The 18,323-nt window shown below is 62.0% G+C and carries 18 protein-coding genes; all 18 read right to left on the minus strand.

Features of this window, described 5'->3' with window-relative positions:
- Positions 1-3: 3 nt before the first annotated feature.
- The 18 genes from AC2YI2_RS15830 to sdhA all read right to left on the minus strand — a co-directional run bounded on the left by AC2YI2_RS15830 (position 4) and on the right by sdhA (position 18,319).
- Entirely contained in the window at positions 4-477 is a 474-nt protein-coding gene (locus AC2YI2_RS15830; RefSeq protein ID WP_487387446.1) for a DUF2867 domain-containing protein, read from the minus strand.
- 98 nt (positions 478-575) lie between these two features.
- On the minus strand, positions 576-1,085 hold the full coding sequence (locus AC2YI2_RS15835) for a cytochrome b (RefSeq protein WP_487387447.1): 510 nt from the start codon (positions 1,083-1,085) through the stop codon (positions 576-578).
- 124 nt (positions 1,086-1,209) lie between these two features.
- Positions 1,210-2,616 carry a dihydrolipoyl dehydrogenase gene (gene lpdA / locus AC2YI2_RS15840; RefSeq protein WP_487387448.1) on the minus strand — a complete coding sequence of 469 codons (1,407 nt, stop codon included), beginning with the start codon at positions 2,614-2,616 and terminating at the stop codon, positions 1,210-1,212.
- A 21-nt stretch (positions 2,617-2,637) separates the two neighbouring features.
- Complete coding sequence (locus AC2YI2_RS15845; RefSeq protein ID WP_487387449.1) at positions 2,638-3,396, minus strand: SDR family oxidoreductase; 759 nt, start codon at positions 3,394-3,396, stop codon at positions 2,638-2,640.
- On the minus strand, positions 3,393-3,884 hold the full coding sequence (locus AC2YI2_RS15850) for a hypothetical protein (protein ID WP_487387450.1): 492 nt from the start codon (positions 3,882-3,884) through the stop codon (positions 3,393-3,395). Before AC2YI2_RS15850 ends, AC2YI2_RS15845 begins: the two co-directional genes overlap by 4 nt.
- Positions 3,881-4,618 carry a DUF4241 domain-containing protein gene (locus tag AC2YI2_RS15855; protein ID WP_487387451.1) on the minus strand — a complete coding sequence of 246 codons (738 nt, stop codon included), beginning with the start codon at positions 4,616-4,618 and terminating at the stop codon, positions 3,881-3,883. The genes AC2YI2_RS15850 and AC2YI2_RS15855 overlap by 4 nt, the downstream gene beginning before the upstream one ends.
- 10 nt (positions 4,619-4,628) lie before the next feature.
- A complete protein-coding gene (locus AC2YI2_RS15860; RefSeq protein WP_487387452.1) occupies positions 4,629-5,045 on the minus strand; it encodes an MAPEG family protein in 417 nt (138 codons plus the stop codon).
- Positions 5,046-5,066: 21 nt separating this feature from the next.
- Positions 5,067-6,308 (minus strand): 2-oxoglutarate dehydrogenase complex dihydrolipoyllysine-residue succinyltransferase, encoded by a 1,242-nt coding sequence (gene odhB / locus AC2YI2_RS15865; protein WP_487387453.1) that lies wholly within the window; start codon positions 6,306-6,308, stop codon positions 5,067-5,069.
- A 51-nt stretch (positions 6,309-6,359) separates the two neighbouring features.
- Positions 6,360-6,668, minus strand: a complete 309-nt coding sequence (locus AC2YI2_RS15870; protein ID WP_487387454.1) for a YciI family protein — start codon at positions 6,666-6,668, stop codon at positions 6,360-6,362.
- Between the two features lie 11 nt (positions 6,669-6,679).
- Complete coding sequence (locus tag AC2YI2_RS15875) at positions 6,680-9,679, minus strand: 2-oxoglutarate dehydrogenase E1 component (RefSeq protein WP_487387586.1); 3,000 nt, start codon at positions 9,677-9,679, stop codon at positions 6,680-6,682.
- 97 nt (positions 9,680-9,776) lie between these two features.
- Positions 9,777-10,679: a succinate--CoA ligase subunit alpha gene (gene sucD, locus AC2YI2_RS15880; protein ID WP_487387455.1), complete on the minus strand. Its 903-nt coding sequence runs from the start codon at positions 10,677-10,679 to the stop codon at positions 9,777-9,779.
- Between the two features lie 2 nt (positions 10,680-10,681).
- On the minus strand, positions 10,682-11,875 hold the full coding sequence (gene sucC / locus AC2YI2_RS15885) for an ADP-forming succinate--CoA ligase subunit beta (RefSeq protein WP_487387456.1): 1,194 nt from the start codon (positions 11,873-11,875) through the stop codon (positions 10,682-10,684).
- Positions 11,876-11,910: 35 nt separating this feature from the next.
- Entirely contained in the window at positions 11,911-12,873 is a 963-nt protein-coding gene (mdh, locus tag AC2YI2_RS15890; protein ID WP_487387457.1) for a malate dehydrogenase, read from the minus strand.
- A gap of 167 nt (positions 12,874-13,040) precedes the next feature.
- Positions 13,041-14,216, minus strand: a complete 1,176-nt coding sequence (gene zapE / locus AC2YI2_RS15895) for a cell division protein ZapE (protein WP_487387458.1) — start codon at positions 14,214-14,216, stop codon at positions 13,041-13,043.
- 28 nt (positions 14,217-14,244) lie between these two features.
- Positions 14,245-14,769, minus strand: coding sequence for a protease inhibitor Inh/omp19 family protein (locus tag AC2YI2_RS15900; protein ID WP_487387459.1), 525 nt, complete (start codon positions 14,767-14,769; stop codon positions 14,245-14,247).
- 100 nt (positions 14,770-14,869) lie between these two features.
- Positions 14,870-15,631: a nucleotidyltransferase domain-containing protein gene (locus AC2YI2_RS15905; RefSeq protein WP_487387460.1), complete on the minus strand. Its 762-nt coding sequence runs from the start codon at positions 15,629-15,631 to the stop codon at positions 14,870-14,872.
- Positions 15,632-15,688: 57 nt separating this feature from the next.
- The gene (locus tag AC2YI2_RS15910; RefSeq protein WP_487387461.1) at positions 15,689-16,468 is read right to left on the minus strand and encodes a succinate dehydrogenase iron-sulfur subunit; all 780 of its coding nucleotides are present in this window, start codon (positions 16,466-16,468) and stop codon (positions 15,689-15,691) included.
- A 9-nt stretch (positions 16,469-16,477) separates the two neighbouring features.
- Positions 16,478-18,319 (minus strand): succinate dehydrogenase flavoprotein subunit, encoded by a 1,842-nt coding sequence (gene sdhA, locus AC2YI2_RS15915; RefSeq protein ID WP_487387462.1) that lies wholly within the window; start codon positions 18,317-18,319, stop codon positions 16,478-16,480.
- Between the last annotated feature and the right edge of the window lie 4 nt (positions 18,320-18,323).

The following is an 18,323-nucleotide window of genomic DNA, read 5'->3' on the forward strand; positions in this document are numbered from 1 at the left end:
CGCTCAAAGGGCGCTGCGAAGCGCGGTGGGCACGATCACCCGGTGGAACGGGGCAACAAGGCCGATATAGAGACGGCCGAACAAGCTTTTGCGGTGCACGAGCGTGGTCGCTCGAAGCAGAGTGCCTTCGCCTTTGTCATGCTCAACCTCGACGACGAGCCGGAAGTCGAGATGCCAGTCATCAAGTCCCAGCACCACCCGTTTCGGATCCTCCGCGAGAATCGGGAAGATACCGATTTTCTGGCCTGGACCGACCCCGCCGTCGGGACCGGCCTTGAGGCCAACGAGCCGCGCCAGTGCATTGCGCACGGCCATCAGCCGTCGCACCCAACCCGGCATGCTGCCGAGGGCCCGCCGGGCGGCATCGATCGCCGAAACGTTGCTTTCCGGCAGCCCGATCTCGAAGGCGTCGGCCCAGTCTGCGCCGGGCAGCGCGGGATCTGGCAATCGGACCGGCACTGCGCGCGTTTTCGACATGACCTCGTTCCTCATCGATAGGAGCGAGGCTATCATCCCGCTATCGAGCGACCAAGATATCCATCGCAAGCTGCGACTCTATGCCCGCCACGGCGATATCAGCCGGTGGACTTGATCCGACCGCTGGTCATGCGCTCAAGCACGTCGGTCTTCCAGTAGAACTTGTGCACCAGCGCGCCTGCGACATGCAGGCCGATCAGGATCCAGAGTGCGAGTTTCATCGGTCCGCCATGGATGAAGCCTGCGATGCCCACGCCGAAATAGAACTTGGCGATGCCCGCGGCGGGCATGGCGATGAGCAGGACATAGAGCGCTCCGTGCGTCGCAGCGGCGAGCCGCCGCAGCAGAGGGGGCTCCGAAGCGGGCGCCGCCGGCGCGCCTTGCACGACGCGAAGGATTATCCGGAGGAGCGTCAGTCCCAGCACGGCAAAGCCGAGATAGATATGGATATTCGCGGAGGTCCATTCCTCCGGCGTCGGAGTCTTGCCTTCGCGTAGCAGATCGACCACGCGTTCGGTCTCGCCAGGAAGAAGAAGGCTGTAAAGGATGAGCGCGGCGGTGATCCAGTGAAGCGCCCGCTGGGGCACGCTGTAGATGAGAGGTCTCATGTGGCTGCCTTTAAGGTGTGAAACTATTGCGCTCCGACATGGATCAAACAGAAATGCGCCCCGCAAGGCAAGGCGCATTTTAGAATCTTTCTAAGATTTAATCCTGCAGTTGACGCTTGTCAGCTCAGGTGTGGATCGGCTTGAACCAGGCGCCGAGGGCCGCTTCCTTGACGGCTTCCGACATGGTCGGGTGGGCATGCGTGGTGCGGCCGAGATCTTCGGCGGAGCCGCCGAATTCCATCAGCACCGTTGCCTCGTGAATCATTTCGCCGGCGCCGAAGCCGACGATATGGACGCCGAGCACCCGGTCGGTCGTGGCGTCGGCGAGCACCTTGACGAAACCATCCGTGGCTTCCATCGCCCGCGCTCGGCCATTGGCCATGAAGGGAAACTTGCCGACCTTGTAGGTCACGCCTGATTTCTTGAGTTCTTCCTCGGTCTTGCCGACGGAGGCGACCTCCGGCTGGGTATAGACCACGCCGGGAATCGCGTCGTAATTCACATGGCCATGCTGCCCGGCGATGATCTCGGCCACCGCGACACCCTCGTCTTCGGCCTTGTGCGCCAGCATCGGGCCCTTCACCACGTCGCCGATCGCATAGATACCTGCGACATTGGTGCGATAGTGGCCGTCGATCTCGACGCGGCCTCTGTTATCGAGCACAACGCCGGCATTCTCCAGACCGAGACCTTCGGTATAGGGTTTGCGGCCAGTGGCGATCAACACGACGTCGGCGTCGATCGACTGCGGCTCGCCGCCCTTGACCGGCTCGTAGGTCACCCTGGCGCCGGCTTCCGTGCGTTCGACATTGGTCACCTTGGCGCCGAGCTTGAATTCAAAGCCTTGCTTGCCGAGCATGCGCTGGAATTGCTTGGAAACCTCGCCATCCATACCGCCGAGGATCTGGTCGAGGAATTCCACAACAGTGACCTTGGCGCCGAGGCGGCCCCAGACCGAGCCTAGCTCAAGGCCGATGACGCCACCGCCGACCACGACGAGATGCTGCGGCACCTTGTCGAGTGCAATGCCACCCGTCGAGGAAATGATCACCTTCTCGTCGATCTCGACCGGGACGCCGGGGATGCCCGCAACGTCGGAGCCGGTGGCGATGACGATGTTCCTGCCCTCGATCTCCTGGATTTCGCCGGTTTCCGAGGTTACCGCGACCTTGCCGGGGGCCAGGATCTTGCCCGTGCCATGCAGCCAGTCGATCTTGTTCTTCTTGAACAGGAAGGCGACGCCGTCGACATTCGACTTCACGGTCGCGTCCTTGTGGGCCAGCATCTTTTCGAGGTTGAGGCTGACGCCCTGGAGCTCGATGCCGAGGCTCTCCATGCCATGGCTGGCATGGGCATAGACTTCGGACGCGTGGAGCAGCGCCTTGGATGGGATGCAGCCGATGTTGAGGCAGGTGCCGCCGGGGGTGGCGCGCTTTTCGACCACAGCCACCTTTAGGCCGAGCTGCGCCGCCTTGATCGCGCCGACATAGCCGCCGGGGCCGGTTCCAATAACGATGACATCATAAGACATGGTCAGTCCCTCAATAGGCGGTCAGCGGCCGCCGCTCACATTCAAGATGGCCCCTGTAATATAGGAAGCCTGGTCGGAAAGCAGATAGAGCACGGCGTCGGCGACCTCGTCGGCGCGGCCGGCGCGGCGCATCGGAATGATCTCGGCGGATTCGCTCGCCCGGTTGGGCAGGCCGCCCGAGGCATGGATATCGGTGTCGATAATGCCGGGACGGACGCCATTGACCCGGATGCCTTCGGACGCAACTTCCTTGGCGAGACCGACCGTCAGCGTATCGATTGCGGCCTTGCTGGCGGCATAGTCGACATACTGGTTCGGGGCGCCGAGCTGAGCCGCAGCGGAGGAGACATTGACGATCGCCCCACCTTGGCCGCCATGGATGGTGGACATGCGCTTGACGGCCTCGCCTGCGGCGTAGATGGCGCCGATGGCGTTAATGGCGAACATGCGTTCCAGCCGCGCCCAGGAAAAATCCTCGACCCGTTGCGGGAAATCGACGACGCCGGCATTGTTGACGAAGCCATCGAGCCGGCCGAACATGTCGTCGACGGCGGAGAAGATCGAGGCGATGCCCTCTTCGGTGCCGGCATTGCCCTTGAAGATCTTGGCGCTGCCTCCGGCCTGGCGGATATCGTCGGCGAGAGCCATGGCCGCCTCGTCATTGGCGACGTAATTGATCATCACGCTCCAGCCGGCGGCGGCTGCCTTGCGGCAAATGCTGGCGCCGATGCCGCGGCTGCCGCCCGTGACCAGGAGCACCTTGCCGGTCGGGCCGCTCATGACTGGCATCCCTTGAAGGTGAGCACGTCCCAGGGGACGACCGTGGCCTTGCCGGTGCCCCAGGCGGTAGAATCGACAAGGCCGAGCGCGAAGCCGGGCAGCAGGATTTCGGACGCGGCGGGCGACCCCGTTATCGGCAGAAGGTCGACCTTGCCTGATCCGGCGGAATAGATCACGCCCTGCCAGACCGTGCATTTCTGGATTTCCTCGCCGGTCGTGTCGCCTTCCGGGCAGTTGTGGAAGAGAATACCATTCGGACGATTGACAGGCTCCGATCCCATGACGAAGCCGTCGAGCGTCACGCTGGTGTTCTTGACGGCGATGGTGAAGCGGTAGGACGAGGATGCGGCTTCGGAATCGACGGCTTCGAATTTGAGTTCATAGGCGCCGTCGCGATCGGCATAGATGGCCTTTTCCTGCTTGCATTCGGCCGCAAGCGCGAGGGATGGCAAGGCGAGGGCGAACAGCAGAGCGGGAAATGATCTCACTTCTCGCCCTCCTTGGCTTCCACAAGCGTCGAGATCACCTGGAAATCGGTCAGGATCACGATCGGTGTGCCTTCGGCGTTCAGGCCCCAATAAACCGGATAGAAGCCATCGCCCCAGCCGGAGGAGAATATCGCGACATTGCCTGGCTTGTCTGCGATCGGCTGATGCAGGAGATAGTCGTCGCCATTGGCCGCCAGTTCGTCGCTGAGAACGTCATCATAATAGCTGATATACCGGCCGCCCGTCTCTGCTTGCACCTTGGCATCGCGCTCGTCGATGAGTGCAGCGGTTTCCCTGTCCATGTAGCAGCCGAGGCCGGTATCGACGCCATAGCCGAAATATTCGTTCGGCTTCAGCGTCTTGATGTCCTGGCCTTCGACGACGGCGAGCTGCCAGCGAACCGGGTCCCCCCCGGCGAAGCGCATGGTCGCGGCGGCGATGCGCCCCTCCGCTTCAAAGAGTGTCACGGGATAGCGTCCTGGCGGAACCGTGACGAGAAAGGGGATGCGCTTGGGCTGTACGAGAAGGTCGGTCGCAACGATGTGCCCCGATGTCAGGACCACATCGCCGAGCAGGATTTTCTTGATCTTGTTGGCATCGAGTGCGGAATCACTCATCGAGACGAGTTTCGCGACGCCGCCGGGATTGGTCGCCATATCCGATGCCAATGCCGGTAGTGTCTGACCGAGGAGCGGGAGAGCGATGCTCAGGATGCGTGCCGGCAGGTTCATCATTGTTGTCCCCTCATCGCGCCGCTGAAAGCACCACGCCGGCAAACATCAGCGCAAGCCCCGCCATCGCCACCACCCAGACGAAGGACCTGACATAATACACCCCGCGGAGATAAAGCGGGATATAGACGATACGGGCCGCGAACCAGACGAGAGCGCCTGTTAGACCAAGATGCCAGACATCGCCGCCGATCGCGAGCGCCAGAACCAGTACCACGAAACCGGGATAGGTTTCGCGGAAATTGGCCGAGGCACGCTTTGCCCGGCCGGCAAGCGCACTTTTTGGCGTCACCTCGATATCGCGGGGGCCTGCATTCCATTCCTTGCCGGTCTCGCGGACCGCGAGGGAGGATTGCAGCAGGACGTGGACGATCAAAAGCACCACGCTCAGGGCGGCAAGCACTGGAAATGAAAGCAAGCCTGCCGCCATCTGCTCGACCTGAAATCCGGCTTAGAGGTCCAGAACCAGGCGTTCCGGATCTTCCAGGCTCTCCTTGACGCGGACGAGGAAGGTCACGGCTTCCTTGCCATCGACGATGCGGTGATCATAGCTGAGCGCGAGATACATCATCGGGCGGATCACGATCTGGCCTGCCACGACGACGGGACGTTCCTGGATCTTGTGCATGCCGAGGATGCCCGACTGCGGCGCGTTGAGGATCGGCGAGGACATCAGCGAGCCATAGACGCCACCGTTCGAGATGGTGAAGGTGCCGCCCTGCATGTCGGCCATGGAAAGCGCGCCATCGCGCGCCGCCTTGCCGAGCCGGCCGATATCCTTCTCGATCTCGGCGATCGACATCTGGTCGGCATCGCGGACGATCGGGACGACAAGTCCCTTGTCGGTGCCGACGGCGACGCCGATATGGGCATAGTTCTTGTAGATGATATCGGTGCCGTCGATCTCGGCATTGACGGCCGGGATTTCCTTGAGCGCATGCGTCACGGCCTTGGTGAAGAAGCCCATGAAGCCGAGCTTGACGCCATGCTTCTTCTCGAACAGTTCCTTGTATTTGTTGCGCAGGTCCATGACCGCAGACATGTCCACCTCGTTATAGGTGGTCAGCATGGCGGCCGCATTCTGGGCATCCTTGAGGCGCTTGGCGATGGTCTGGCGGAGCCGCGTCATCTTCACGCGCTCTTCGCGGGCCTGATCGGTCGGCGCAGAGACTGCGCGCGGTGCGGCGGGCGCTGCCGGAGCAGCGGCGGGAGCGGACGGCCCCTTGGCGATCGCGGCGAGCACGTCTTCCTTCAGCACCTGGCCACGCTTTCCGGAGCCTTCGACGTCGGCAGCGGCGACATTGCTGTCCGCCATCAGTTTGGCGGCGGAAGGGGCGGGTGGCATGGACGTTGCGGGCACAGCGGCCGGGGCCACCGGAGCGGGCGGTGCTGCTGGCGCCGCTTCAGCCTTGGCGGGCTCGGCGGGAGCAGCAGCCGGTGCGGCATCGGCGACGGCGCCTTCCGCGATCTGGCCGAGCAGGCCGCCCGGGGCGACCGTCTCGCCGTCCTTGGCAACGATCTCGGAGAGTACACCAGTCGCCGGCGCCGGCACTTCGACCGTCACCTTGTCGGTTTCGAGCTCACAGAGGATCTCGTCGGCCTTGACGGCATCGCCGACCTTCTTGAACCAGGTGCCAACCGTGGCTTCGCTGACGGATTCGCCGAGTGTCGGGACGCGGATTTCGGTAGCCATTGTCTGAAGTCCTGAATGTTGAATTGCTGATATCTGCGGAAGGATGTCGGATCAGTCTTTGGATTCGCGCAGGATGATCTGGGGCATGGGCGCCACCTCGTAGCGGAAACCGAGCGCGGCATTGATGATAGGATCAGCGGCAGTGAATGCCTCGGCCTCCGCCTCGTTCTCGGTCTCGACGATCGCAAGCCCCCAGGGGCCTTTCGGATCGAAGACGGGGCCGACAGCCACGGCGTGCCCGTCAGCTGTCAGCTTGCGCCAGTATTCGACATGCTCACCCATCGCCTTCTGCTCCACATCCGTGATGTCGAAGGGGAAGGTCGGACGGGGCGACGCGAGTTTGAGGAGGAAATAGCCCATTCACCTGATCCTTAGCTGCCCAGCGCGTCCTCGAGGAAGGCCGCGAGCTGTGCGAGATGCTTGGACATCAGGCCCGTTGCCGGCGATGCGGCGGCCGGACGGCCGGTATAGCGGACCCGCTGATATTTGGCGTCGATATGCGCCAGCACCCATTCGAGATAAGGGTCGATGAAGGCCCAGCCGCCCATATTCTTGGGCTCTTCCTGGCACCATACCATTTCGGCATGACGGAAGCGCGAGAGCTCGTTGATCAGCGCCTTGGCTGGGAACGGGTAGAGCTGTTCGACGCGCAAAAGGTAGATGTCGTCGATGCCGCGCTTCTCGCGCTCTTCCAGAAGGTCGAAATAGACCTTGCCGGTGCACATTACGACACGGCGGATTTTCGCATCCTTCTGCAGCTTGATCGGGCCGTCCTTGATAACTTCGGCGTCGTCCCAGAGCAGGCGGTGGAACGAGCTTTCACCCGCCATTTCCGACAGCTGCGAGACCGCCCGCTTATGGCGGAGCAGCGATTTCGGCGTCATCAGCACCAGCGGCTTGCGGAAGTCGCGCTTCATCTGCCGGCGCAGGATGTGGAAATAGTTAGCCGGAGTCGTGCAATTGGCGACCTGCATATTGTCTTCGGCGCAGAGCTGAAGGAAGCGCTCGAGGCGGGCCGAGGAATGCTCGGGGCCCTGACCTTCATAGCCATGCGGGAGCAGGCAGACGAGGCCCGACATGCGCAGCCACTTGCGTTCTCCCGAGGAGATGAACTGGTCGAACACGACCTGGGCACCGTTGGCGAAGTCGCCGAACTGGGCTTCCCAGAGGGTAAGCGCATTCGGCCGGGCCAGCGAATAGCCATATTCGAAGCCCAGCACAGCCTCTTCCGAGAGCATCGAATTGATGACCTCGAAGCGCGCCTGGGTCGGCGCGAGGTTGGCGAGCGGGATATAGCGGGCTTCGGTCTCCTGGTCGTAGAGCACCGAATGGCGGGACGAGAACGTACCGCGCTCGCAATCCTGGCCGGAGAGGCGGATCTTGTGGCCATCGAGGCAAAGCGCGCCGAAGGCGAGTGCCTCCGCCATCGCCCAGTCGATGCCCTCGCCGGACTGAATCATCTGCGCCCGGTTTTCCATGAAGCGCTGGATGGTCTTGTGGGCGTTGAAGCCCTGCGGGATCTCCGAGAGCTTCTTGCCGATTTCCTTGAGCACCTTCATCGGCACGGCCGTCTTGCCGCGGCGCTGCTCGTCGGCATTGTCGGCGATCTTCAGGCCCGACCAGACACCATCAAGCCAGTCGGCCTTGTTGGGCTTATAGGCCTGGCCGGCTTCGAATTCGGCTTCGAGATGGGCGCGCCAGTCGGCCTTCATCTTCTCGAAATCACCCTGGCTCATCAGGCCTTCTGATATCAGCCGCTCGGCATAGACCGTCGCGACCGACTTGTGCGAGCGGATGACCTTGTACATCTTCGGCTGGGTGAAGCTGGGCTCGTCGCCTTCATTATGGCCGAAGCGGCGATAACAGAACATGTCGAGCACGACCGGCTTGTAGAACTTCATCCGGAATTCGGTGGCGATCTTGGCCGCGTAGACGACGGCTTCCGGGTCGTCGCCGTTGACGTGGAAGATCGGCGCCTCGATCATCTTGGCGACGTCGGACGGATAGGGCGACGAGCGCGAGAAAGCCGGGTTGGTGGTGAAACCGATCTGGTTGTTGATGATGACATGCATCGTGCCGGCCACACGATGGCCGCGCAGGCCCGACAAGCCCAAGATTTCGGCGATGACGCCCTGGCCGGCAAAGGCCGCGTCGCCATGAAGAAGCAGCGGCAGAACCTTGACCCGCTCACGCAGCGGGATGATGTCGTCTTCCCATTCGACGGCGATCTGGTCCTGCTTGGCACGGGCCTTGCCCATCACGACGGGGTCGACGATTTCGAGATGCGAAGGGTTGGCGGTCAGCGACAGATGCACCTTGTTGCCGTCGAACTCGCGGTCCGAGGAGGCGCCCAGGTGATACTTGACGTCGCCCGAGCCTTCGACGTCGTCAGGCGCGTAGGAACCACCCTTGAACTCGTGGAAGACGGCGCGATGCGGCTTCTGCATCACGTTGGTGAGGACATTGAGACGGCCACGATGGGCCATGCCGAGCACGATTTCCTTGAGGCCCATCTGGCCGCCGCGCTTGATGATCTGCTCAAGCGCCGGCACCAGCGATTCGCCTCCGTCGAGGCCAAAGCGCTTGGTGCCCTTGTACTTGACGTCGATGAACTGCTCGAAGCCCTCGGCCTCGATGAGCTTGGATAGGATCGCCTTCTTGCCAACGGGCGTGAAGTCCGCCCCCTTGTCGGGGCCTTCGATACGCTCCTGGATCCAGCTCTTCTGATCGGGATCGGAAATATGCATGAACTCGACGCCCATCGTCGAGCAATAGGTACGCTCGAGAAGGTCGACCATCTCGCGGACGGTCGCATATTCGAGGCCGAGCACGTTGTCGATGAAGATCTTGCGATCGAGATCGGCTTCGGTAAAGCCATAATTCGCCGGCGAAAGTTCGTTGTAATCGTCAACCGGGGCGGCGATGCCGAGGGGATCGAGCTTTGCATGAAGATGGCCGCGCATGCGGTAGGCACGAATCATCATGATGGCGCGGACGGAGTCGCGCGCGGCGCGCTCGATTTCCTGCGGCGACATCGCCTTGGCAGGCGTGTCCACGGCAACCGAAGCGGCTTTGGCCTCCAACTTCTTCGCAACGGCCTTTTCGACCGCCGGCCAGTCGCCATCCAGCGCATTGACCAGTTCGCCATTGACAGGCACCGGCCAGTTCTTCTTCTGCCAGGAGGCGCCCTTGGCGGCCTTGGTCACATCGGCAGGCGCGTCCGCGAGGGCTGCGAAGAACTGTCGCCATTCCGCGGTGACCGCGTTGGGGTCATCCTGGTAACGGGCATAGAGCTGCTCGATATACGGGGCGTTTGCGCCATCGAGAAAGGATGTCGCGGTAAACTGCTGGTTGGCGCTTTCGACTGCCATCTTTTCCATTGCGGAGCGCTGCTCCGCCTCCTGATCTCATACTCGCGGACCCGATGTCCGCTGAAAGCGAGGGCGGCCGAAGCCGCCCACCCTTGATTTATCCCTTGAGCACTTCGACCAAGGTTTTTCCGAGGCGCGCCGGCGAGGGCGATACCCGGATGCCGGCAGATTCCATGGCCGCGATCTTGTCTTCAGCGCCACCCTTGCCGCCCGAAATCACGGCGCCGGCATGGCCCATGGTGCGGCCGGGAGGGGCGGTGCGGCCAGCGATGAAGCCGACCATCGGCTTCTTCCGGCCCTTCTTGGCTTCGTCCTTGAGGAACTGGGCTGCATCTTCCTCAGCCGAGCCGCCGATTTCGCCGATCATGATGATCGACTTGGTTTCGTCGTCGGCGAGGAACATTTCCAAGACGTCGATGAATTCGGTACCCTTGACCGGGTCGCCGCCGATGCCGACGGCCGTGGTCTGGCCGAGGCCCTCGTTGGTGGTCTGGAACACCGCTTCATATGTAAGTGTTCCCGAGCGCGAGAGAACCCCGACCGAGCCCTTCTTGAAGATGTTGCCCGGCATGATGCCGATCTTGCACTCGTCCGGCGTCAGAACGCCCGGGCAGTTCGGGCCGATGAGGCGGGACGTGGAGCGGTCGAGGCGGGCCTTGACCTTGACCATGTCCTGCACCGGAATGCCTTCGGTGATGCAGACGATGAGCGGGATTTCGGCGTCAATGGCTTCGATGATCGCGGCCGCGGCACCTGCCGGCGGCACGTAGATCACGGAGGCGTTGGCGCCGGTCTTTTCCTTGCCTTCGGCGACGGAAGCGAAGATCGGCAGCTTCTCGCCGCCCTTGCCTTCCCAGGTTTCGCCGCCCTTCTTGGGATGCGTGCCGCCGACCATCTTGGTGCCATGGTAGGCCAGTGCCTGTTCGGTGTGGAAGGTGCCGGTATTGCCGGTCAGACCCTGGACGAGGATCTTGGTGTCTTTGTTGATGAGAATGGACATGTTCAGCCCTTCACTGCCTTGACGATCTTCTGGGCGGCATCGTCGAGGTCGTCGGCCGAAATCACATTCAGGCCGCTCTCGTTGATGATCTTCTTGCCCAGTTCGACATTGGTGCCTTCGAGGCGGACGACGAGCGGAACCTTGAGGCCTACTTCCTTGACCGCGGCGATCACGCCCTCGGCGATGACATCGCATTTCATGATGCCGCCGAAGATGTTGACCAGGATGCCCTTCACGGCCGGATCGGCGGTGATGATCTTGAAGGCGGCCGTGACCTTTTCCTTGGAGGCGCCGCCGCCGACGTCGAGAAAGTTCGCCGGCTCAGCACCGTAGAGCTTGATGATGTCCATGGTTGCCATGGCAAGGCCTGCGCCATTGACCATGCAGCCGATATTGCCGTCGAGCGCGACATAGGCGAGGTCGTACTTGGATGCCTCGATTTCCTTGTCGTCTTCTTCGGAGAGGTCACGCAGCTCCTGAAGCTCCGGATGACGGAAGGAGGCGTTGTTGTCGAAGGACACCTTGGCGTCGAGGACGCGCATGCGGCCATTCTTCATCACGATCAGCGGGTTGACCTCGAGCAGGCTCATATCCGTCTCGACAAAGGCCTTGTAGAGGATCGGAAACAGCTTCTCGGCATCTGCCTTGGCTTCGCCTTCGAGCTTCAACGCGCCGGTGAGTTCCTTGAGGTTCTCAGCAGTGACGCCCTTGCCCGGTTCGATGTCGACATTGACGATCTTTTCCGGCGTATCATGGGCGACGGCCTCGATGTCCATGCCGCCTTCCGTGGACACCACGAAGGCGACCTTGCCGACCGCGCGGTCGACGAGGATCGAAAGATAGAGTTCGCGGTCGATATCGGCGCCGTCCTCGATATAGAGGCGGTTGACCTGCTTGCCGGCAGGACCGGTCTGCTTGGTGACCAGCGTGTTGCCGAGCATTTCCTTGACGTTGGCGACGACTTCGTCGATCGACTTGGCAAGGCGCACGCCGCCCTTGGCGTCGGGGCCGAGTTCCTTGAATTTGCCTTTGCCGCGGCCGCCGGCATGGATCTGGCTCTTCACCACATAAAGCGGGCCGGGCAGCTTCGCAGCCGCTGCGGCGGCCTCGTCGGCGGAGAAGATCGCCACGCCATCGGCAACCGGCGCGCCATAGCTCTTGAGCAATGCCTTGCCCTGGTATTCATGAATGTTCATGAGGGACGTCCTTGAGGGGAATTACTTGAGGGCGATTACTTGAGCGCTGGGGCGATGGTGATGCAGGCCTCGCAAAGGCCGGCAACGGAAGCGACCGACTTGTCGAAAGCTGCCTTCTCGGCGCTGTTGAGGTCCACCTCGATGATGCGCTCGATGCCGCCGGCTCCGATGATCGTGGGAACACCGACATACATGTCCTTGACGCCATACTGACCGGTGAGGTGGGCAGCGGCGGGCAGCACGCGCTTCTTGTCCTTGAGGAAGGATTCGGCCATCAGGATTGCTGATGCGGCCGGAGCGTAATAGGCCGAGCCGGTCTTGAGCAGGCCGACGATCTCGGCGCCGCCGTCACGGGTGCGCTGGATGATTTCTTCGAGACGTTCCTTGGTGCACCATCCCATCTTGACGAGATCGGGAAGCGGGATGCCGCCGACGGTCGAGTAGCGGGCGAGCGGGACCATCGTGTCGCCATGGCCGCCAAGCACGAAGCCGGTGACGTCTTCGACGGAAACGTTGAATTCCTGGGCCAGGAAGTAGCGGAAGCGGGCGCTATCGAGCACGCCGGCCATGCCGACCACCATGTTCTTCGGCATGCCGGAGAACTTCTGCAGCGCCCAGACCATGGCGTCGAGCGGGTTGGTGATGCAGATGACGAAGGCGTTGGGCGCATATTTCTTGATGCCGGCGCCGACCTGTTCCATGACCTTGAGGTTGATGCCGAGAAGATCGTCGCGGCTCATGCCCGGCTTGCGCGGCACGCCGGCGGTGACGATGCAGACGTCGGCGCCTTCGATTGCCGAGTAGTCGCTCGCGCCGGTATAGTTCGCGTCGAAACCGTCGACCGGGGAGGATTCCGCGATGTCGAGGCCCTTGCCCTGCGGAATGCCATCGGCAATGTCGAACAGAACGACGTCACCGAGTTCTTTCATGCCGGCGAGATGTGCCAGCGTGCCGCCGATCATCCCGGAACCGATGAGAGCGATCTTCTTACGCGCCATGGAATATGTCCTTGTTCAGATGAGACAAACGAGGCGGCGGCTGACAAGAAGCTGTCGCCTTTGGGCAATCGGCTTAAACCCAATAGCAAAAATGTCAACGCATTATTTTCGGGTGAGCAAATTCAATCGGTTAGATAATAATTATCTTACGTAAACGTCAATCGGTGTCATCGATCTGACAAGGAATTCCCGCCTGATGCGCGGTGAGATTCGACATAATCCCGGCTACGCATCTCGAAGAGCCGCGACACGGTGCGGTCAAACTCGAAGCCGGTATTTCCCCTGCGGATCGGCAGGAGTTGCTCAGGCATCGCCTCGGCGGAAGCCACGAGGCGTACCTTGTTGTCGTAAAGCGTGTCGACCAGATTGATGAAGCGCTTGGTCTCGTTGCCCTGCTGCGGCGTGAGCACGGGGATATGCTCGATGAACACGGTGGGATAGCGCTCTGCGATCGCGATATAGTCCGAGGCGCCGAGCGGCTTTTCGCAGAGATCCCGAAACGAGAAGCGGGCTGCACCGAGGGCAGCGGCCGGCACCGGCACTTCGCGCCCCTTCATCTCGATGCTTTCGGCGCGCGGGGTGACGCCGTCTGTCAGTTTATGCCAGGCGGCTTCGATCTTTTCATCGGTCTCAGGACCGAGCGGAGTCAGCCAGATCGGAAGGCTCTTGGTCTTTTCAAGCCGGTAATCCGTCGGCGAATCCAGCGAAACTACGTCGGCATATTGCTTGAGCAGTTCCACAAAGGGCAGGAACAGTTGGCGGTTCAAGCCGTCGCGATAGAGATTGTCCGGCTCGACATTCGAGGTGGCAATCAGCACGGAACCGCGCTGGAAAAGCTCGGTGAACAGCCGCGACAGGATCATCGCATCGGCAATGTCGGTGACTGTGAACTCATCGAAGCAGAGCAGAACCGCTTCATCATGGAGCGCAGCAGCCACTGGTGGCACGGGATCGGCCTGCCGCGTCTCGCCATTCTTGAGCTTCTGGCGATGGGCGTGGATACGGGAGTGGACGTCGGCCATGAATTCATGGAAATGCGCCCGGCGCTTGCGCTCGATCGGCGCGAGCTCGAACATCATATCCATCAGCATGGTTTTGCCACGGCCGACGCTGCCGTGGATGTAGAGCCCGTGCACCGGGTTTTCGGTATGGCGCTTGGCGGCAAAAAGCCAGCCCAGGGCGGAGGATTTCTTCGCGGGCGTCCGCGATTTGATCGCGTTCAATACACCGTCAAGCCGCTTGGCGATCATCAACTGCTGCGGATCGCGCTCGATCTGGCCGTCCGCCACAAGGGATTCAAGCCGCTCGACGACGCTCTTGGAATAGTCGGGCGGCGGCTGCATTCAGTGGACGACCTGGGGAAGACCTGGTTTATCGGGACAGGCTGATCGGCGTGCCGGTGGAGCTCTTGCCGCTGAACTGGTTTTCGGCGGTCTTGAAGAAGGTGGCGATCAAGTTGCCATTGCGGTCCTTGACCGTGACTTGCTTGCCGGCGACTTCCCAGGAATTCATCAGTGCGAGCTCATTGCCGCAGCCGCGCGTGCCGCCACGTGAGCCGGAGCCGAGATTGGTGAGCGTCAGGAACATCTGGCAGTTCGCACCATTGGCGCTGACCTTCCAGCTGCCGACCATGCTTTCCTTCTTCACGTCAAGCGCTGCAGCGGCCATCTGGTCGGTGGCCTGCTGGTTTAACGCCACTTCGTTTTCGGGCTTGGTCGGGAATTGCGACGTGTCAGTCGTTGGATCCGGGAGTTGGCCGGTCTCGACGGTCTGCACCGGCTGCGCCTCGAGCGGCTCCGGGCGCATCGTGGTATCGACCGTGTCCATCCGGTCCGTGCCACAGCTTGCAAGCAGCAAGCCGGCCGCCACGACCGCGATCACTTTCGAACCCTGCATCCATCTACTCCTTCTAGCCTTCAAACTTCCCCGAAAACAGGAAATTGCGGCGGATTTAGCGTAAGCCGATATGGTTAATCAAGTCGTAACACTTACGCCATCACCGTGCCACGCCGTCATTTGCACGGACTTCATCGATGTAGAAGCGTTCTGCGACGGCATGATGTTCCCGATAAATGTCCTGTTCTGTAGCGTCGAGGCTCTCGACCAGCCTGCCATAGCGCTCCTTCGCTTCGATCAGGAACTGGACGATTCTTTCCGGCGGTTTGCCGAGCCCCATCTCCCGCGTCGCGGCCTTTTCTTCGACCATAACCGCCACGCGCTCGGAAAGCTCCGCAGGCAATTGAATATTCTTGAGAATCTGCTGCAGATTCATCGGTGGCAGCGTCTCGAACCCGCGCTCCGCCATATACTGCAGCGAGAAAGCAGGGCGGAGGGCATAAAACAGCTTCTTGAGTCTTATGTCTTCACCGGAGAAGGTCTGTTCGTGGCGCTTGAGCAGGCCGAAATAGTGGCGAGCCACCATTTTCGGATCGACGATCGTATCGAGCACTTTTGCCAGACGCTCGCGGAAGCCGGTCATCTCCTCATAGACATGCGGCGAATGCACCCATTCACCGATGACCGCATTGCCCTTCAGTGCCAGCAGCAGCGCCTTGCGTAGATCCCAGCCCCCGGTATCGATCTCGCCCTCGATCGGGAATTCGATGACGTCGCGCTCGGCCGCGAGTTTCAGATGGTCTTCGATCGGTCTGACATAGATGAAGCGGCAGTCATAATCGCTGTCGGGCGAAGGAAAGCCCCAGGCGCGGCTGCCGCTTTCAATAGCGAAGAGGATGCGGACGCCCGAACTCCGCACCATATCCAGGCGTCTTCGGACTTCGCTGACGGCGTCTGGCGAAAATCCTTCGAGCATCGATCAGACCCGGCGCTCGACCATCATCTTCTTGATCTCTGCGATTGCCTTGGCCGGGTTCAGCCCCTTGGGGCAAGCCTGGGCGCAGTTCATGATGGTGTGGCAGCGATAGAGCCGGAACGGATCCTCGAGATCGTCGAGGCGCTCGCCCTTGGCTTCGTCACGCGAGTCGATCAGCCAGCGATAGGCCTGCAGCAGCACGGCGGGACCGAGATAGCGGTCGCCGTTCCACCAATAGCTCGGACAGGAGGTCGAGCAGCAGGCGCAAAGGATGCACTCGTAGAGGCCGTCGAGCTTCTGGCGATCCTCGTGGCTCTGGCGCCACTCCTTGGCCGGGGTTGGCGAGACCGTCTTGAGCCAGGGCTCGATCGAGCGGTGTTGGGCGTAGAAATTGTTGAGGTCGGGAATGAGGTCCTTGACCACGGGCATATGCGGCAGCGGATAGATTTTCACCGTGCCCTTCACCTCGTCCGTACCCTTGGTGCAGGCAAGCGTGTTGGTGCCGTCGATATTCATCGCGCAAGAACCGCAGATCCCCTCGCGACAGGAGCGGCGGAAGGTCAGCGTCGGGTCGATCTTGTTCTTGATGTAGATCAGCGCGTCGAGCACCATCGGGCCGCAATCGTCGACATCGACATAATAGGTGTCGATCGACGGGTTGTTGCCGTCGTCCGGCGACCAGCGATAGATGCGGTATTCCCGCACATTCTTGGCGCCGTCCGGCTTCGGCCAGACCTTGCCCTCGGTCATCTTGGAATTCTTGGGGAGAGTAAGCTCAACCATCTCAGTTCCTCAATACACCCGCGCCTTGGGCTCGATCTTGTGTGGATCCATGCCCTCTGCGATCAGCTCGGTATGAACAGGGCGATAGTCGAGTTTGACATTGCCTGACGCGTCGACCCAGGCGAGCGTATGCTTACGCCAGTTCTCGTCGTCGCGGCCGGCGAACTTGCCTTCGGTATAGTCCTCGCGGGCGTGGCTACCGCGGCTTTCCTTGCGGGCCTCGGCGCCGTGGACCGTGGTGATGGCGCAGGCCATCAGGTTTTCGAGTTCCAAGGTCTCGACGAGGTCGGAGTTCCAGATCATCGAACGGTCGGTGACCTTGATGTCCTTCAACTCGCCCCAGATTTCCGAGATCCGCTTGCAGCCGCTTTCGAGCGAAACCTGGGTGCGGAACACGGCGGCGTCTTCCTGCATGGCGCGCTGCATCTTTTCACGCAGCACGGAGGTCGGCGTCGAGCCGCTGGCGTGACGCAGGCGGTCGAAGCGATCCATGATCCCGTCGCAGGCCGCCTTGTCGAGCGCCGGGATCGGCGCGACTCGGTCGATGACTTCGCCGGCGCGGATCGCGGCGGCGCGGCCGAAGACCACCAGGTCGATCAGCGAGTTGGAGCCCAAGCGGTTCGCGCCATGGACGGAGGCGCAGCCGGCTTCGCCGACCGCCATCAGGCCCGGCGCGATGCGCTCCGGATTGGCACCATCGGCATTGAGCACTTCACCCCAGTAATTTGTCGGGATGCCGCCCATGTTGTAATGCACGGTCGGCAGGACCGGGATCGGTTCGCGGGTCACGTCGACGCCGGCAAAAATCTTGGCGCTCTCGGAAATGCCCGGCAGGCGCTCATGCAGCACGGCCGGATCGAGATGGTCGAGATGCAGGTAGATGTGATCCTTGGCCTTGCCGACGCCGCGGCCTTCGCGGATCTCCAGGGTCATGCAGCGCGAGACGACATCGCGCGAAGCGAGGTCCTTGGCGTTGGGCGCGTAGCGCTCCATGAAGCGCTCGCCCTCGGAATTGACGAGGTAGCCGCCTTCGCCGCGCGCGCCCTCTGTGATCAGACAGCCGGCGCCATAGATGCCGGTCGGGTGGAACTGGACGAACTCCATGTCCTGGAGCGGCAGGCCGGCGCGGGCGATCATACCGTTGCCGTCGCCGGTACAGGTATGGGCCGAGGTGGCGGAGAAGTAGGCGCGGCCGTAACCGCCGGTCGCCAGCACCACCATCTTGGCGGTGAAACGATGGATCGTGCCGTCATCGAGGTTCCACGCGACGACGCCGGTGCAGCGTCCATCGGGCGCCATGATCAGGTCGAGCGCGAAATATTCGACGAAGAACTCGGCGTTGTTCCTGAGCGACTGGCCGTAGAGCGTGTGCAGGATGGCGTGGCCGGTGCGGTCGGCCGCGGCGCAGGTGCGCTGCACCGGCGGGCCTTCGCCGTAATTCTGCATATGGCCGCCGAAGGGGCGCTGGTAGATGCGGCCGTCCTCGGTGCGCGAGAAGGGCACGCCGTAATGTTCGAGCTCATAGACCGCCTTCGGCGCTTCCATGGCGAGATATTGCATGGCGTCGACATCGCCGAGCCAGTCCGAGCCCTTGACGGTGTCGTACATGTGCCACTGCCAAGAATCGGGCGTCATGTTCTGCAGCGAGGCTGCGATGCCGCCCTGGGCGGCGACGGTGTGCGAGCGGGTCGGAAACACCTTGGTGATGCAGGCGGTCTTGAAGCCCTGTTCGGCCATGCCGAGCGTGGCGCGGAGGCCCGCGCCGCCGGCGCCGACGACCACGACGTCATAGGCATGGTCGACATATTCGTAGGCCTTGCCGCTGGCTGCCGGTGAAGAGGGAGATGCCATGGTC

Source organism: Rhizobium sp. SRI_017, assembly GCF_057586295.1.

Excerpts from the sequence above, each read along its gene's own strand:
- AC2YI2_RS15830 (WP_487387446.1), bottom strand. The coding sequence starts at position 477 with ATGTCGAAAACGCGCGCAGTGCCGGTCCGATTGCCAGATCCCGCGCTG.
- AC2YI2_RS15835 (WP_487387447.1), bottom strand. The coding sequence starts at position 1,085 with ATGAGACCTCTCATCTACAGCGTGCCCCAGCGGGCGCTTCACTGGATC.
- lpdA (WP_487387448.1), bottom strand. The coding sequence starts at position 2,616 with ATGTCTTATGATGTCATCGTTATTGGAACCGGCCCCGGCGGCTATGTC.
- AC2YI2_RS15845 (WP_487387449.1), bottom strand. The coding sequence starts at position 3,396 with ATGAGCGGCCCGACCGGCAAGGTGCTCCTGGTCACGGGCGGCAGCCGC.
- AC2YI2_RS15855 (WP_487387451.1), bottom strand. The coding sequence starts at position 4,618 with ATGATGAACCTGCCGGCACGCATCCTGAGCATCGCTCTCCCGCTCCTC.
- AC2YI2_RS15860 (WP_487387452.1), bottom strand. The coding sequence starts at position 5,045 with ATGGCGGCAGGCTTGCTTTCATTTCCAGTGCTTGCCGCCCTGAGCGTG.
- odhB (WP_487387453.1), bottom strand. The coding sequence starts at position 6,308 with ATGGCTACCGAAATCCGCGTCCCGACACTCGGCGAATCCGTCAGCGAA.
- AC2YI2_RS15870 (WP_487387454.1), bottom strand. The coding sequence starts at position 6,668 with ATGGGCTATTTCCTCCTCAAACTCGCGTCGCCCCGTCCGACCTTCCCC.
- AC2YI2_RS15875 (WP_487387586.1), bottom strand. The coding sequence starts at position 9,679 with ATGGCAGTCGAAAGCGCCAACCAGCAGTTTACCGCGACATCCTTTCTC.
- sucD (WP_487387455.1), bottom strand. The coding sequence starts at position 10,679 with ATGTCCATTCTCATCAACAAAGACACCAAGATCCTCGTCCAGGGTCTG.
- sucC (WP_487387456.1), bottom strand. The coding sequence starts at position 11,875 with ATGAACATTCATGAATACCAGGGCAAGGCATTGCTCAAGAGCTATGGC.
- mdh (WP_487387457.1), bottom strand. The coding sequence starts at position 12,873 with ATGGCGCGTAAGAAGATCGCTCTCATCGGTTCCGGGATGATCGGCGGC.
- zapE (WP_487387458.1), bottom strand. The coding sequence starts at position 14,216 with ATGCAGCCGCCGCCCGACTATTCCAAGAGCGTCGTCGAGCGGCTTGAA.
- AC2YI2_RS15900 (WP_487387459.1), bottom strand. The coding sequence starts at position 14,769 with ATGCAGGGTTCGAAAGTGATCGCGGTCGTGGCGGCCGGCTTGCTGCTT.
- AC2YI2_RS15905 (WP_487387460.1), bottom strand. The coding sequence starts at position 15,631 with ATGGTGCGGAGTTCGGGCGTCCGCATCCTCTTCGCTATTGAAAGCGGC.
- AC2YI2_RS15910 (WP_487387461.1), bottom strand. The coding sequence starts at position 16,468 with ATGGTTGAGCTTACTCTCCCCAAGAATTCCAAGATGACCGAGGGCAAG.
- sdhA (WP_487387462.1), bottom strand. The coding sequence starts at position 18,319 with ATGGCATCTCCCTCTTCACCGGCAGCCAGCGGCAAGGCCTACGAATAT.